This is a genomic window from Clostridium sardiniense (assembly GCF_016907995.1).
Taxonomy (GTDB): domain Bacteria; phylum Bacillota; class Clostridia; order Clostridiales; family Clostridiaceae; genus Clostridium; species Clostridium sardiniense.
The window spans coordinates 1-15,207 of sequence record NZ_JAFBDA010000028.1 but is presented as its reverse complement, the minus strand read 5'-3'; the positions used below and the strand labels follow the sequence as shown (position 1 = coordinate 15,207).

At 28.4% G+C, this 15,207-nt stretch carries 16 protein-coding genes, 1 tRNA gene and 1 rRNA gene; 14 read left to right on the top strand and 4 right to left on the bottom strand.

Features of this window, described 5'->3' with window-relative positions; genetic code table 11:
* Positions 1–30: 30 nt before the first annotated feature.
* Entirely contained in the window at positions 31–1,677 is a 1,647-nt protein-coding gene (locus JOC62_RS16360; RefSeq protein WP_204596368.1) for a PTS transporter subunit EIIC, read from the bottom strand.
* A 448-nt stretch (positions 1,678–2,125) separates the two neighbouring features.
* Here JOC62_RS16360 and licT point away from each other — a divergent pair, with 448 nt between their 5' ends.
* The 4 genes from licT to JOC62_RS16340 all read left to right on the top strand — a co-directional run bounded on the left by licT (position 2,126) and on the right by JOC62_RS16340 (position 6,378).
* Positions 2,126–2,953, top strand: coding sequence for a BglG family transcription antiterminator LicT (licT, locus tag JOC62_RS16355; RefSeq protein ID WP_204596367.1), 828 nt, complete (start codon positions 2,126–2,128; stop codon positions 2,951–2,953).
* Positions 2,954–2,972: 19 nt separating this feature from the next.
* Complete coding sequence (locus tag JOC62_RS16350) at positions 2,973–3,596, top strand: histidine phosphatase family protein (protein WP_204596366.1); 624 nt, start codon at positions 2,973–2,975, stop codon at positions 3,594–3,596.
* 396 nt (positions 3,597–3,992) lie between these two features.
* Positions 3,993–5,222 carry a competence/damage-inducible protein A gene (locus JOC62_RS16345; RefSeq protein WP_204596365.1) on the top strand — a complete coding sequence of 410 codons (1,230 nt, stop codon included), beginning with the start codon at positions 3,993–3,995 and terminating at the stop codon, positions 5,220–5,222.
* Between the two features lie 205 nt (positions 5,223–5,427).
* Positions 5,428–6,378 carry a CPBP family intramembrane glutamic endopeptidase gene (locus JOC62_RS16340; RefSeq protein WP_204596364.1) on the top strand — a complete coding sequence of 317 codons (951 nt, stop codon included), beginning with the start codon at positions 5,428–5,430 and terminating at the stop codon, positions 6,376–6,378.
* Positions 6,379–6,424: 46 nt separating this feature from the next.
* On the opposite strand, the gene JOC62_RS16335 is transcribed toward JOC62_RS16340, so the two are convergent.
* Complete coding sequence (locus tag JOC62_RS16335; protein WP_204596363.1) at positions 6,425–6,865, bottom strand: hypothetical protein; 441 nt, start codon at positions 6,863–6,865, stop codon at positions 6,425–6,427.
* 54 nt (positions 6,866–6,919) lie between these two features.
* Positions 6,920–7,651, bottom strand: a complete 732-nt coding sequence (locus JOC62_RS16330) for an NAD-dependent protein deacylase (RefSeq protein ID WP_204596362.1) — start codon at positions 7,649–7,651, stop codon at positions 6,920–6,922.
* Positions 7,652–7,783: 132 nt separating this feature from the next.
* On the opposite strand from JOC62_RS16330, the gene JOC62_RS16325 reads away from it, so the two are divergent.
* The 10 genes from JOC62_RS16325 to JOC62_RS16280 all read left to right on the top strand — a co-directional run bounded on the left by JOC62_RS16325 (position 7,784) and on the right by JOC62_RS16280 (position 13,971).
* Positions 7,784–8,227 carry a GNAT family N-acetyltransferase gene (locus JOC62_RS16325; protein WP_204596361.1) on the top strand — a complete coding sequence of 148 codons (444 nt, stop codon included), beginning with the start codon at positions 7,784–7,786 and terminating at the stop codon, positions 8,225–8,227.
* Between the two features lie 86 nt (positions 8,228–8,313).
* The gene (locus tag JOC62_RS16320) at positions 8,314–9,099 is read left to right on the top strand and encodes an alpha/beta hydrolase (RefSeq protein WP_204596360.1); all 786 of its coding nucleotides are present in this window, start codon (positions 8,314–8,316) and stop codon (positions 9,097–9,099) included.
* Between the two features lie 156 nt (positions 9,100–9,255).
* On the top strand, positions 9,256–10,077 hold the full coding sequence (locus tag JOC62_RS16315) for a MerR family transcriptional regulator (protein WP_204596359.1): 822 nt from the start codon (positions 9,256–9,258) through the stop codon (positions 10,075–10,077).
* Between the two features lie 81 nt (positions 10,078–10,158).
* Entirely contained in the window at positions 10,159–10,860 is a 702-nt protein-coding gene (locus JOC62_RS16310) for a B3/B4 domain-containing protein (RefSeq protein ID WP_204596358.1), read from the top strand.
* A 216-nt stretch (positions 10,861–11,076) separates the two neighbouring features.
* A 5S ribosomal RNA gene (rrf, locus tag JOC62_RS16305) occupies positions 11,077–11,193 on the top strand.
* A 6-nt stretch (positions 11,194–11,199) separates the two neighbouring features.
* A tRNA-Phe gene (locus tag JOC62_RS16300) sits at positions 11,200–11,275 on the top strand.
* A gap of 48 nt (positions 11,276–11,323) precedes the next feature.
* Positions 11,324–11,938 (top strand): copper homeostasis protein CutC, encoded by a 615-nt coding sequence (locus JOC62_RS16295; protein WP_341534819.1) that lies wholly within the window; start codon positions 11,324–11,326, stop codon positions 11,936–11,938.
* Between the two features lie 283 nt (positions 11,939–12,221).
* The gene (locus JOC62_RS16290; protein ID WP_204596356.1) at positions 12,222–12,416 is read left to right on the top strand and encodes a hypothetical protein; all 195 of its coding nucleotides are present in this window, start codon (positions 12,222–12,224) and stop codon (positions 12,414–12,416) included.
* A gap of 68 nt (positions 12,417–12,484) precedes the next feature.
* Positions 12,485–12,685, top strand: coding sequence for a hypothetical protein (locus JOC62_RS16285; protein WP_204596355.1), 201 nt, complete (start codon positions 12,485–12,487; stop codon positions 12,683–12,685).
* A 125-nt stretch (positions 12,686–12,810) separates the two neighbouring features.
* Positions 12,811–13,971 (top strand): acyltransferase, encoded by a 1,161-nt coding sequence (locus JOC62_RS16280; protein ID WP_204596354.1) that lies wholly within the window; start codon positions 12,811–12,813, stop codon positions 13,969–13,971.
* Between the two features lie 48 nt (positions 13,972–14,019).
* Here JOC62_RS16280 and JOC62_RS16275 read toward each other — a convergent pair whose 3' ends face one another.
* The gene (locus JOC62_RS16275; RefSeq protein WP_204596353.1) at positions 14,020–14,697 is read right to left on the bottom strand and encodes a uracil-DNA glycosylase; all 678 of its coding nucleotides are present in this window, start codon (positions 14,695–14,697) and stop codon (positions 14,020–14,022) included.
* Between the last annotated feature and the right edge of the window lie 510 nt (positions 14,698–15,207).

Genomic DNA, 15,207 nt, shown 5'->3' with positions numbered 1-15,207 from the left:
TTAGTTTATATTGGATTAATTATAAATTAATTAGTTATTACCTAAAATAGTGTTTATTTCATTTTTATAAGAGTTTGCTTTAGCGCCGAAAATAGCTTGGATTCCATTTCCTACCTCAACAACTCCAGCAGCTCCTAGATTTTTAAGGGCTTTCTTATCAACTTTTGACTTATCTTTAACTTCAACTCTAAGTCTTGTTATACAAGCATCAACACTTACTATATTTGATTCTCCACCTAAAGCTTCTAAAACATGAGGAGCTTTTTCTATAATTTCATCACCTGATGAAGTTGCTTGGAAATCTTTTTTAGTGAATAGTTTAGTGTCTTTTTCATCAGCATCTCTACCTGGAGTTTTTAAGTTAAATTTCTTAATCATGAACGTGAATAAGAAGTAGTAAATAACTGCATATACTAAACCAACTAATACGATCATGAACCATTTAGTTGGAACTCCTGCACCAGCTGGAAGTAAACCAAATAGTGAGAAATCTATAAATCCACCAGAGAAAGTCATACCTACAAATACGTTAAGTACATCCATTAACATAAATGATAGACCTGCAAGTAAACAGTGAACTCCGTATAATACTGGAGCAACAAATAAGAATGTAAATTCTAAAGGTTCAGTTATACCAGTTAAGAATGAAGTTACAGCAGCAGCTAGTAAAAGTGATCCTACAACTTTTTTCTTAGTTGGGTGTGCACATTTATACATTGCAAATGCAGCTGCTGGAAGTCCAAACATCATGAATGGGAATTTACCAGCCATGAATCTAGTAGTTCCTGCAACTATGTTACTCATAGTATCTGCTGAAGCACCAACTAAATCAGTCATGCTTGATAATTGAGCGAAGTATGCAGTGTTAGCACCTGCGATAACTTGTTGAGTTCCATCTATAATAACGTTAGCTTCAACGAATGACCCAAACCAGAATGGAGTATAAAATACATGGTGTAATCCAAATGGAATTAATGCTCTTTCAATTACTCCATAGAAGAAAGTACCTATTGCACCAGCATTTTTAACTAGCTCTGCAATAATTGAAATACCGTTTTGTACTACTGGCCATGCAAATGCAAGTATTGCACCAACTAAAGCCATAACTAAAGCTGTGATTATAGGAACAAATCTTGATCCTGAGAAGAATCCAATAACTTGTGGTAATTCTATGTTATAGAATTTGTTATGTAATATAGAAGTAACAATACCTGTTATAATACCTCCAAATACTGACATATTAAGAGTAAATATACCAACATTAGTGGTAACGTATGTTCCGAATTCTCCAACGTTATCAGGAGTAACAACACCTAGTTGAGTATATCCTAATGCAAGAAGTGTTGAAACAACTTGGTTCATAACGATAAATCCAAATACTGAAGCAAGTGCTGCTGTTCCCTTGTCTTTATTAGCAAGTCCAACTGCAACCCCAACAGCGAATAATATTGGAAGGTTACCAAATATGATGTCCCCTATATTTTTCATTATAGTTAAAATAGCTGTAACTACTGGAATATTAACAAATGCAATTAATGGTTCATAAACAGCTGGCGGATTATTAAGCCCTGAAATACCTAGTAACGCACCACCTATACCTAGTAAAATACCTGCAATTGGTAGAGCTGCTATTGGAAGCATGATTGCTTTACCGATTCTTTGAAGTGTTTGTAACATATATAAATCCTCCTTAAATAATATGTAAAAATATAATTTAAAATTGCTTTTTAAGACTTTTTTACAAATAAAAAAGACTTAAATATTTATAAATCTTTATGATGTATAAGAACGTATATAATACGCCTATACCATTTCAGATTTACATATATTTAAGTCTTGCCTAATGAAATAGTAGCAATCCCTCGATTTTTACTAAATGATAGAATTTTCTCTGATTTGCCTAATCTAATAGTAACAAATCTCAGCATTTAAGCTCAAGTAAATGTTATCATGATAAAAAAAAGATGTCAACATAAAAGTTAAAAATATTTTAATTTTATGAATAAAATGATAATATTATATGTATGGAATAAAGATTATTAGTAGTTGTATAATTAATATGTTCTTTAATGTATAACTACAATTAAAATATTGAGTAAAACTTATGAAGAGGGGTTTAAAATATATGATTATTAATAAGATTCTTAATAATAATGTTGTGACGGTTATATTAAATTGCGAAGAAGCAGTAGTAATGGGAAGAGGGATTGGATTTCAAAAAAAATCTGGTGAATCAATTGATGAAGAAAAAATAGAAAAAATTTTTAAAATGGAAAATGAAAAGAGCAATGAAAAATTCAAGCAATTAATGATTGAAACACCTCCGGAGTATTTAAGTATGACAAAGGAAATTGTTGCTATAGCAGAAAAAGAATTAGGCATTGAACTGGGTGAATTAATATATATACTACTAACTGATCATTTATCATTTGCTGTAATAAGAGCAAATGAGAATATAAGCATAGAAAATCCTATGCTATGGGAAATAAAAAGTCTTTATAAAAAAGAATTTAAAGTTGGGTTAGAGGGAATTAATATAGTAGAGAAATATACCGGAATAAGGTTAAGCGAAGATGAAGCAGGATTTATAGCCTTACATATATTGAATTCAGCATTAAATGAAGATATGTATAATACTATGAATATTACAGTTCTTACAAATAAGCTTCTTAATATCATAAAGAAATATTTTGATATTAAATTTGATGAAGAGTCATTAGATTATACAAGGCTTTTAACACATCTAAAATTCTTTGCGCAAAGAATTTTTAAGAGAGAACAAGTTGAAGAAGAAGATGTAGAACTTTATGATATAATTTCAAATAGATATCCAGAGGAAAGAAAATGTATTGATAAAATTGAACAATATATAAAAAAACAATTTAGTTATAATTTATCAAGACAAGAGATAATTTATCTTATTATGCACATAAGAAGATTTAGAAAAAACTAGAGAATTAGGAGATATAAAAATGACAACAATATATTTAACAAGACATGGTCAAACAGAATGGAATTTAGAGAAGAGGCTCCAAGGTCATGGTAATTCACCATTAACTGAATTTGGACTTAATAGAGCAAAAGAATTATCAGAAAGAATTAAAGACATTAATATAGATACAATATATACAAGCCCTATAGAAAGAGCATACAAAACTGCGCAGATAGTAAAAGGTGACAAATATATAGAAGTTAAAGTTCATGAAGGACTAAAAGAAATGAACTTTGGAGATTATGAAGGCAAGATAACAGAAGAAGTGATGAAAGAAAATCCAGATTGGGATATAAGCGCTATAATGAGAGGAAACTTAGAGATGCGTGCACCAAATGGAGAAACATTAGGAGAAGTTCGTGAAAGAGTAAACTCTGCTATGAGAGATATAATAAAAGAAAATGAAGGGAAAAATATCCTAATAGTTGCTCATGGAATAACATTAAAGGCTATAATGACATTTTTTAATGACCAAGAAGCAAATAATGAAGTTATGGAACAAGCATCTCTTACAAAAGTTATTGTAGATGGTGAAAACTTTAATATAGAATTTAAGAATGATGGAAGTCATTTTACACTTAAAGAGGAAAAACAAGGTTGGTAAAATAATTCATGAATAAAAGAAGTTATTAATGCATATGTTATTGTATGAAGAGATAAGTTGTTATTAAGGGAAGAAGAATAAATTCTCTTCTCTCATACATAATTATAAAATGCTTAACACTCTAATTAAGTATTTTATAAGTTACCCATGCAATAAACTCTGTGTAATGAGAGGAAGGATTTTTTATATAAACTATCCCTGAGTTCTCCTTTGTGCTCAGGGATAGCAACATAAAAAATTGCATTCAACTTATGATGATTAGGATGATAGTGTATCTTTACAAAAGGTTAACTATCATCCTTATTGTTTTTGGCAAAAATAGTATATAATAAAATATATGGATATGGAAAATATAGAAATGAGTTAAATAAAATTAATTAAGTGAGAAGGGATATTATGAAGTGTGAAATAATAGCAGTAGGTACAGAGGTTATTTTAGGAGATATCTTAAATTCAAATGCTCAATATCTTGCAAAGGAGCTAGCTAATTTAGGAGTAGATGTTTATTATCATGAAGCGGTTGGAGATAACAGAGAAAGAATACTAGATTGCTTTAAAAGGTCTTTAGATAGAAGTGATATCATAATTACAACTGGTGGCCTTGGACCAACTAAAGATGATATGACAAAGGAACTTGCAGCTGAATTCTTTGGAATGGATATGTGTCTTCATGAGGAAAGCCTACAAAAAATAAAAGATTACTTTAAGAAAATGGGAAGAGAATTTGTAAAAAGTAATGAAAAACAGGCATATTTTCCTAAGGAAGCTATTATATTAGATAATGAAAATGGAACAGCCCCAGGTGCTATATTTGAAAAAGATGATAAGACTATAATAGTATTACCTGGACCTCCAAAAGAAATGGAGCCAATGTTTAAAAAGCATGTAAGAAAATATTTAGAAAAGCGTACTGGAGACACTATAGTATCAGAGGTTTTAAGAGTATTCGGCATAGGAGAAAGCTCAGCAGAGAAAAAGTTACAAGACTTAATTGATAACGGAAAGAATCCTACAATAGCGCCTTATGCTAAAGAAGGAGAAGTTATATTTAGAATAACTGCAAAAGCTAAAAGCGAAGAAGAAGCTAAGAAACTAATTAATCCATTAAAGGATGAAGTTTATAGTAGGCTAGGAGATGCAGTGTATAATACTGGAGATACTACCCTTCAAGACACTGTAGCCAAAATGTTAGTTAACAAAGATATGACAATAGGAGTTAGTGAATCATGTACGGGTGGACTATTATCATCAAAGCTTATAGAGTATCCAGGTATATCAAAAGTTTTTCTTGAAGGTGCTGTTACTTATTCTAATGAAGCTAAAATGAGAACTCTTAATGTAAAGAAAGAGACATTAGAAAAGTTCGGTGCTGTAAGTCATGAAACTGCAAAAGAAATGGCAGAAGGAATAGCAAAAAGAACCGGTGCTAGAATTGGAGTATCAACTACTGGAATAGCAGGACCAACAGGAGGAACAGAAGAAAAACCTGTAGGACTTGTGTATTTTGGTATATATGTAGATGGGGAAGTTAAATCTTATAAACATATATTTACTGGAGATAGAAATTCAGTTAAAAATAGAGCAAGTATGACAGCTCTAGATATAATAAGAAGAAGCTTATTATAAAAATTAATACAAATGATATTGAAAGAAAGAGAAAATATTGAGGGATAGAAAAAATCCCTCTTTCTTCTTTAAATCAAAAGAGGGATTGTTCCTGTATATAAATAAAATGGGGGAGAGGCGATTAATTAATGAAGCATTAGCCTCATTGAATAGTATCTCCTAAAATTAAAAAAATATACTCAGTATAATAAAAAAGGAGAAAAATATGAAAAAAGTTTTTAGAGCAAATTTATATTTTCTAATAATAATATTATTAGAAATATTTATGCCCTATGTATTGCTGCCAATTTATAGATTAATTGGGGTTAGAGATATAAGAATAGCCTTAGTATGTAATCACATAATAATATTTATAATACCAGCAATTATATATGTGATTGTAACTAAATGTAATTTAGTAGAAACATTTAGATTTAAGTTATTGCCTTTTAAAGATTTAATTCTTGTAATAGTATTAGGATTCTTGTGTGTGCCTATAATGAATTTCTTTGGACTTATAAGTGGATTCTTTTTTGAAAATAATATAGGAAATTTAATGAGTTCAATATCAAGCACACCCTATATTATACTTATGGGAATAATAGCCTTTATGCCAGCTATTACAGAAGAAATTACCTTAAGAGGAGTAATCTTATCAGGATACAATGGAAAAAGTAGATTTAAATCAGCAGTTATTATAGGATTATTCTTTGGAATATTCCATTTAGATGCAAATCAGTTTTTATATGCAACTGTCCTTGGTTTTGTATTAGCCTATGCAGTAAGAGTTACAGGGAGTATTTATGCATCTATGATAATGCACTTTATTATAAATGGTACTTCAGTTACACTTCAAAAATTAATGAGTTTTATTAATCCATCACAAATAGAAAATACAAGTCAAGTGTCACTTAAATCACTTCCACTAGGAGAGAAGTTAGCATTGCTTCAAGGTGGAATTATAATATTTGTTGTAGCTTCAGTATTAGCATTTTTAGTAATTAGGAAGTTAGATAAATTAGGTAAGAGACGAGGAGTTATTGAGATAATAAATCCTGATGGATACAGAAGTGTTTCAGGAGAATTAACTGAAACAACGGAAAGAGTTATAGATTGGCCATTAATAGTAACATTAGTTATTTATGTTGTATATATGGGACTTACTATTAAAATATAAAAAACCTTAGATAATAGCTTGAAAAAGCCATTATCTAAGGTTTTTATTATGTGTTTTTAGTAATATTAGTAGAGTTACCATAAAAATATGAGAAACTTCTTTGAGGAATCCATCCTCTAGAATTTATATTACTATCCATAGGAAGCGATATATAATACCAATGTTCACTGTTTAATTCAGCTTTATCTAGAATTTTGACCTCCATTTTAATATCTATATGTTGCACTAATTCTGAAGATTCTAGAGGTGATATATATATATTAGAGTTTTCGTTTATTATTCCCATATTAGAATTAGGAGCAGAAAATTTAATTTCAAATTTTTTATTCTTTTTATGTGGATTTGTCTTTGGAACTCGTTGTCTTAAACTATTAATTTGATTATTAGCGATTAGTAGTTGTTTTCTGCAAGAGAAAAGTTTTCTTTCATAATATAGTACTAAAAAAACTATAACTAAAATTAACAATATAAATATAATATATTTCATTCAAAAAACTCCTAAATTGTTATATATATTATATATATTTTGTTTTATAAAAAATTATTCAATTACTTTAGATAACACCTCTCCAATACTATCATTTATACAAAGAGAAGCTAAGTTATCGTATTGAGTACTACTTTTGTTTATAAGTATTAGATTTTTACCTCTAAAATATCTAATTAGTGAAGCAGCTGGATAAACAACAAGGGATGTTCCTCCAATTATTAATGTATCAGCATTCATTATAGCTCTTACTGAAGCATTTAATGTTGTTTCGTCAAGAGGTTCCTCATATAGGACAACATCTGGTTTAATTATTCCACCACACTCAGTACAAATGGGGATATATTTACTCTTTAGTATAAAATCTAGTGGATAAAATTTATTACAACTAGTGCAATAATTCCTATGAATTGATCCGTGCAATTCAAAAACTTTTTTACTACCAGCTTCTTGATGTAATCCATCGATATTTTGAGTTATTATAGCTTTTAATCTACCTTCAGCCTCTAATTTAGCTAAAGCTATATGGGCTTTATTTGGTTTAGCATTCGTATAAATCATTTTATTCTTATAAAAGTCATAAAAATCTTTTGTATGAGAAAAGAAGAATGAGTGACTTAGTATTTCCTCAGGAGAATATTGTACTTTATTTGAATCATTATAAAGTCCATTACTAGATCTAAAATCAGGAATCCCAGATTCAGTTGATACACCGGCTCCTCCAAAGAAAACTATATTATTACTTTCTTTTAAAATTTGAGTTAATCTTTCTATTTCAGTATTCATGAATTCACCTCCAAGTTATATTCGATAAGTTTATTATTACATAGAATGGTGAAAATAAAAAATATTTTTACCAAATATTATCATAGTGATATACTTAAATAAAGAATACTTAGGTAAAATTTGGGAGGGTATATGGAGATAAGAATTCTTGATAGAGAAGATATATATTGGAATAGAACAATTGAAATGGCTGAAAAATGCTCATGGAGAGTTGGGGCAAGCTTGGCAAAAAGAATGAGAGAAAATATGTTTGAAGATTTTGAATGCCCTTTTGTAGTAGTTGAAGATGACACTGTAGTAGGATTTTGTACAATAACCAAAACAGATTATATTCCTAACTGTACTTATACACCATGGATTGGATTTGTATTTGTTGATGAAAAGTATAGGGGGAATAGGGTAAGTGAGAAGATGATTAAAAAGGTTTTTGAGTATGCTAAAAGAGAAGGTTTTGAGAAAATATATATTGCAACCGGAGAAGAAAATTTATATGAAAAGTATGGTTTCGTACAGATAGATACTTTGAAAAGTTATGGCAATACTTTAGAGAAAATACTTATGTATGAATTAAAATAATGAGAACATATATAATTTAAAGACATAGAAAAATATTTTAATATATAAAATACAAAAGAAATATATGTGAAATAGGTGGTGTAAATATGATTTTACGTGGAAATGTGTTTTCAAAAATTCTTGAAATGGATACAGGGATAACGGTTATTGTTCCTAATGGATTTAAAGAAAGTAACAAGTATAAAGTAGCATATGTCCTTCACGGGCTTTGTGGAGATAACGGAAGCTGGGCCGATAATACTATGTTGCCGGTTTATGCAAACAACTATAATACTATTTTTATAATGCTAGAAGTAGCAAGAAGTTTTTATACTGATATGAAATATGGACAAAGATTCTTTAGCTATATTACAGAAGAGTTGCCTGAAATTTGTAAGCGTGTTTTTAAAATATCTCATAAAAGAGAAGATACTGCAATTATTGGTGGATCTATGGGGGGATATGGTGCTTTAAAATGTGCTTTGTCAAAACCAGAAGAATATGGTTATTGTTGTGCATTTTCATCAGCTTGTTTATTTTTAAAGGATGATTTGGATAGACAGAGGAAGAATGATAAAACAGAAGAATTGAAGGCGATGTATGGCGAACAATTAATTACAGACTTTTTATCAGCTTTTGGACAAGAATTAGAATGTAATCCTCAAAATGAAATACTAGAGCTAGCCAAGAGTGTAAGTGTACAAGAAATTAAGCCTAAGATATATTTAGCTTGTGGAACAGAAGATTATTTACGAGATTATAATATAAGATTTCGTAATGAAATAGAAAAGATTAATTTGAATTTTACTTATGAGGAATGGGAAGGAGTTCATGATTGGTATTTCTTTAATGAAGCATTAAAGAAAGCTTTACAATTCTGTTTCGAAAATTAAGATTCATAATTTAAAATTATATAACAATAAATATAATTAATATTGATACTGTATTATTCATAAATGAATGTGCAGTATTTTTTGTTATAGAAATTTTTAGGTTTATATTATGGTAAAATAATACTAAAAATTGCTTAATAATATAGGAGATGCAAAATGAAAAATCTATTTACAATTGGTGAGATATCAAAGTTATTTGATATTAATAGTAAAACATTAAGATATTATGATGAAATTGACTTATTTAAGCCAAGATTTATAAATAAGGAGAATGGGTATAGATATTATTCTACAGAGCAATTTGAGCAATTAAATACAATAAAGTATTTAAAGGCATTAGGTACACCACTAAATAAAATAAAACAGCATTTAGATAATAGAAGTATAGATAATATTATGGATTTATTTGAAACTCAAAAAAAGATAACTGAAGAAAAGATAAAAGAGATGGAGTTTATAAAAGATAAAATACAAAAAAGAATAGAGACTATTAACTATGCAAGACGTTATGATAATTTAGATATTATACAAGAAATTGAATTTGATAGTAGAATTGTTGCTATTTTAAGACAAAAGATAAAAACCTTTGATGATTTAGAACTATCTATTAGAAAGTTAGAAATAACAGCAAATGAAAAAGCTTCAATCTTTAATGGAAAGGTTGGAGTATCAATTTCTTTAGAAAAACTAAGGGAAAGGATATTTCAAGGGTATGATTCAATTTTTGTTATAGTAGAAGGTGAGAATTATAATAAACGATTCTTAAAAGTATTACCTAAAGGCACTTATGTATGTGTAAGGTTTAATGGAACTCATGAAGAATCACCTTTATATTATGAAAAGTTACTAAAGTATATTGAAAATAAAGGCTATAAGATGTTAGAAGATTCAGTAGAAATAACATTGATAGATTTTGGATTAACAAACAAAGAATCTGAAATAGTAACAGAAATTCAAATATTAGTTGATAAGTATTGACATTCCATCTACTGGAATGTTTATAATACAAAACATTAGAAATATTACAATTATATGTTAATAAGTATTTAGGGGGCTAATATGAAATTTATAGTAGATAGAGATGTTTTTAATAAACTCGACAATGTATGTTTTGGGGTAGTAGTAGCAAAAGGTATTGATAATTCTAAGGATAATATTGAGATCAATGAATTATTAAAAAATATTATAGAACTAGATGAAAGAAAATTCGAAGGTAAAAAAGTTAAGGAACTAGAAGAAATAATTTATTATAGAGATGCTTTTAAAAGCTTGGATATTAATCCTAATAAGTTTATGGCATCAAATGAGGCAATGCTTACTAGAGTAGCTAAAAAGAAGGGATTACCTAATATTAATCCTATAGTTAATCTTGGAAATGCTATTTCTTTAAAATATCTAGTTCCGCTAGGAGCACATGACATTGATACTGTTGGTGGAGATATTTATGTTAAATTCTCAAAAAAAGGAGATAGTTTCATTCCATTTGGCTCAGAAGAGAAGGAATACTTAGAAGATGATGAATTAATATATTTTGCAGGAGATAGGGTTAGAACAAGGAGATGGATATGGAGACAAAGTGAACATGGGAAGATAGTATCAGAAAGTAAGAATATATTTTTCCCTATAGATGGATTTACTGATAAAAACTATGATGAAGTTATATCTGCAAGAGATGAGCTTGCAAAATTGCTAGAAGAAAAATTAAATTGTGAAGTAAAAGTAGGATTTATAGATAAAAACAATAGTGAGTTTGAAATATAAAATTGATTAATAAGGAATAGGAGACTGTATTGAGCAGTCTCTTTGTATTATGGACAGAATAAATTATTATATAAATTAAATTTATTATATTTATTTTTACTTTTGTATAACCGTGTATAATAATTTAGTAGTTAAATAAAAAGAGATAAAAAACATTATAAAAAATAAAAAAAAGTCTTTGACACTTTACTAAATATTAGTTATAATATGTTTGTATCTAGTGATGATGGCATAGAGGAAACACTCCTTTCCATTCCGAACAGGAAAGTTAAGCTCTATAGCGCCAATGGTACTGCACGGGAGACTGTGTGGGAGAGTAGGACGTTGCTAGGTTTGTATGGCTCGATAGCTCAGTTGGTAGAGCAGCGGATTGAAGATCCGCGTGTCGTAGGTTCGATTCCTACTCGAGCCACCAGAAAGCACTAACTTTTGTTAGTGCTTTTTATTTTTTTATAAGAGGTGAATAGGGATGAAATTAGAGGTATGTGTGGGAAATTATAAGGAGGCTATAGCTGCTTTCAAAAATGGAGGAGATAGAATAGAACTATGTGATAACCTTCAAGAAGGGGGCACAACTCCTAGCTATGGAACAATAAAAAAATCTGTTTGCGATATAGATATACCTATAAACGTAATAATAAGACCTAGAGGTGGAGATTTTAATTATTCAGATGAAGAATTTGAAATAATGAAAGAAGATATTAGAATATGTAAAGAGCTTGGATTAAATGGTGTAGTTTTTGGTATTTTAAATGATGATAATACTATAGATATAGAAAGAAACAAAATATTGAAAGAAGAGGCTGGAAATTTAAGTACAACTTTTCATATGGCATTTGATGAAATTGAGAATAAAAATTTTGCTATAGATTCACTAGTTGATCTTGGAATAGATAGAATACTTACAAAAGGTGGATCAACCAACGCTCCAAATAATTTAGAAAAATTAAAAGAATTGGTTGAATATGCTGGTGAGAGAATTATTATAATGCCTGGTGGCGGGATAAATGCTAATAATAGAGAGCATATATATAATATGACAAATGCAAAAGAATTACATGGAAGTAAAATAGTATAATTTAAAGATAGTATAAGGATAGATATAAAGGATAGTCTATCCTTTATTTATATAAAATATTAACCTGTACACACCAAATTTGTAATTAAATTGTAAATAATAACCCATTAAATAGTATATAATATAATAAAGTATTTAAATTAAAACTAAGTAAGCTATAAGAGAGTATCACAATTAAAAAATATTTTCTTTTTATATAAGCGTTATTTAAGCTTTGCTTAAGAAATTATTAAGAAGTATATTTTATAATAAAAGTAAGATTATGGGTTTGGGAGTGATGATGGTGTTTGAAAAAGCTAATTTAACAGAATACGAATATGAGTTAGTTGCAAAAGGAATAGCATTTGGAGTAGGAAGTGGAGTTTTAATTGGGACATTAATAGGAGAAGTGGTTTTATTCTTTTCGCTAGGAGGCGTGGTTGGAATAATATCTACTTTAGCATATACATTTTATAAAAGGCTTAAAAGTTTTAAGTAAATTGGAATCATACTTAGCATTAAAGCATAATATTATATAAATATAATGTTTTACTGGAGAATATGAAAATGGAATTTGTATTAACATCTGCAATTCTAGTCTTTATAGCTTTATTAGTAGGAAGAAAGTCTATTTTAGTATGTAAGGATAATGAGGATTTGAAGAAACCTCTTTATGATGAAGAAACCCTAATCATAATGAAAAGATATGATTTAATAACAGATGAACAATATAAAAAAATGATTATTACTGTAAAACAAAACATATAGATGGAAATTTATTAGGTATGTACTTTAAATAATACATACCTTTTTTATTGAAGAAAATTTTAATTTATAATTGTTATGTAATAATTATATTGTATAATTTAGTTTATAAAGGTGGGGGATGAATTATGAAAAAACAAAGACTAAAAGAAATAGAAATGCTAAGGACACTTGCTTTCTTTTTTGTAATAATGCAGCATGCGTTAGGGAGTGCACCATCAGACTTTTCTATGTCAGCAGGATGGGTGACTGTGGCTAATTTTCTTATGGTTATTGCAGAACCTGGTGTTGCAATATTCCTATTTATAAGTGGGTTGACTATTGCTTATAGTTATAAAGAGAATATGGACATAAAAAGATACTATAAAAATAGATTTTTATATTTAATAATACCGTATTTTATATTTTCATATATAAATATGCTTTTATATAATCCAGATAGAATATCTAATTTTTTAGGGCAGACTTTGGCTGGAAATGGAGGTTTCCATCTTTGGTATATGGGTATGTTTATAAGACTAGTTATTATATTCCCGGTTTTAATATATGTAGGAAGATGGTTACATAAGAGAAATATTGTAATTAGAATATTTGCATTTCTTGCTTTATTAAAAGGATATATGTATGTATCAATACATCAAGGTGGGATAAAGGAAGGTGCTGCGAATTTTATATTTGGACAACCTACAGAACTGCAAATGAGATTTGTAAATATATCAATATTATTCTGGAGCATATACGTTATATTTGGAATGTATGCAGCATTTAATTATGATATATTTAAGAGAGTTGTTCTTAAATATAGATATATTGTATATGGAATGTTTATATTAACATTTTATTATAAGTTCTCCAGACAATTTGATTTTGTAGAATATAACTTACTATTTGATATTGCTTATAGAACATCAAATATCCTTATGTTCTATATAGTTGGAGAATATGTTATAAAGAGGGAGATATTATCAAGCGTAATGGGATTTATATCTAAATATTCATATGCAGGATACATGCTCCACATTTACGCTCTAAATAGGATAATATTCCCATTAAGAAGTGTTGGAATTGATCATCCAGTTATTAATGCGGTTATAAGTGGAATAGGGGCAACATTCCTTGTTACTGGAATGGTTTATGTAATAACATTAATACCAAAATCAAAGATTATAACCGGAGTAAATGATAATTTTTATCATGTAAAGATTGCATTAAACTATTTGATAAATTCTAAGTTACTTAATGGAAGATTAATAGGAAGAATAAATAAGTTCAAAGTGTTAGATGATTAATGAGAAGTAATTCTCATTAATCATCTTTTTTATAAGAAACATTAAAAATTATAGATTTTCAATTTGCCAATCAATTGGACTTTTATTAACACTTTCTAAAAAGCTATTAGTTTTAGAAAATGGTTTAGATCCAAAGAAACCTCTCGAAGCTGATAGGGGACTTGGATGAACTGATTGTATTATATAATGTATAGGGTTAGTGATTAGATCTTTCTTTTTAATTGCGTTATTTCCCCAAAGTATAAATACTATTGGATCTTTTCTTTCGTTTAATAAAGAAATAATCTTATCAGTAAATATAGCCCAACCTATTCTTTGATGTGAATTTGCTTTTCTAGCCTCTACAGTAAGTGTTGTGTTTAATAAAAGTACTCCTTGATCGGCCCATTTTTTTAAATACCCATTATTAGGTATGTAGCACCCTAGATCATGGTTGAGCTCTTTATATATATTTACTAATGATGGTGGAATTCTATTTCCAGGTTTAACTGAAAAACTAAGACCGTGCGCTTGATTTGGACCATGATATGGATCTTGACCAAGTATAACAACTTTTACATCTTTATAAGGAGTAAAATGAAGCGCATTAAATATATCGTATTTATCAGGATATATTGTTTTTGTACTATATTGATTCACAAGAAAGTTATGTATCTTTTTATAATAATCTTTATTAAATTCATCTTGTAATAAATCGTTCCAATCATTTTTTAAGATGTTTGCCATAATAATCACCTCCTTAGTTTAAAGTATATCATATGAAAAAATATAAAAGAGGGGGGATTTTGCCTTAAAATATTCTGAATATTAAAAAAAAATAGAAAAACAGTACCAAGAGTATCAATATAAAAAAAACATAGAAAAAATGCATAATTTAAAGAATGATGGAGATAATAAAATTACATGACAAAATGTATTATAAGGGGTAGGGCAGATTATGATAAGATAAAACACGTCATTGATGTGATAAACAAAGTTCGACAGTTTACTTCTTAGAAAAAAATGTTGACAAGTAAATCACTAGATGATAAGATGAAAAACGTCGCAAAGGAGCGATAGCAACACTTTAAGCTTTGAAAAAAGTTTTAAAAAAATGTTGACATGATAACTCCTAAGTGATAAGATAATCAAGTCGCTTGAAGGCGACGAGATAAAATGGTCTTTGAAAATTGAACAGAATATATAAAACATTTAAACAACCAGCAATTCTTTTTATAAAAGTAAGTTTTATGAGTG